This window comes from Vibrio sp. S11_S32 (assembly GCF_014694465.1).
Lineage (GTDB): Bacteria > Pseudomonadota > Gammaproteobacteria > Enterobacterales > Vibrionaceae > Vibrio > Vibrio algicola.
This window is the reverse complement of record NZ_JAAUWS010000139.1, coordinates 1-758: the sequence shown is the minus strand read 5'-3', so window position 1 is coordinate 758 and position 758 is coordinate 1. Positions and strand designations below refer to the sequence as shown.

1 protein-coding gene is annotated in these 758 nt (G+C 43.9%); it reads right to left on the bottom strand.

Annotation, left to right across the window (positions count from 1 at the left end; genetic code table 11):
• Nucleotides 1-29 precede the first annotated feature (29 nt).
• Nucleotides 30-758, bottom strand: a 729-nt coding sequence (gene tnpC / locus HC723_RS16985; RefSeq protein WP_190339941.1) for an IS66 family transposase, incomplete at its 5' end; no start/stop codon positions are given.

Sequence of the window (758 nt, the reverse complement as noted above, 5' to 3'; positions counted from 1 at the left end):
GTAAGCGCCCCATAATCCCACGGGGCGTTTTAGCGTGAAAAATTCCAAGGGAGAAGTGAGTCGATGTCAGGGACTGGCTTTGCCAGTTCCTTCATACACTGAACCATGTAATCATAAATTATCAACCCGTTGGCTTTTGCTGTCTCGATAATGCTGTACAGCAAAGCACTAGCATCTGCGCCATTTTTATTGTTGGAAAATAACCAATTCTTTCTACCTATCACCAGCGATTTTATTGCTCGCTCTGCTCGGTTATTATCGATAGATAAATGACCATCATCGATGTAACGAACCAGCTTAGGCCATTGGCCTAAGGTATACTTAATCGCTTTCCCCAAAGGACTGGATCCGATAACTTTTTGCGTGGTTAACCACACATAGAATTTATCAAGCATAGGCTTGGCATGTTGTTGTCTCTCTACCCACCGCTTTTCAGCTGATTCTGTTTTTAATCTTGACTCAAGTGCGTACAGCTTTTGGATTTGAGCCAACGCCATATCTGCTTTGCCTGCCTTACCTTTGCCTTGAAGCTTTTTCGCATCCATAAACTTTCGGCGAGCGTGAGCAAAGCAGCCAACATTAACCACTTTGGTTAAACCATCATAAGCCCCATAGCCATCACTTTGCAGGTAACCAGAGTAATTCCCTAAAAAATCCATAGGGCACGCTCTCGCTCGACTATTTTGATAGTCGAACAAGACGATATTTTTTGTCTCTGCCAATGCTGCTTGTGGGGAATCCGCTCCTGAGCAATATAG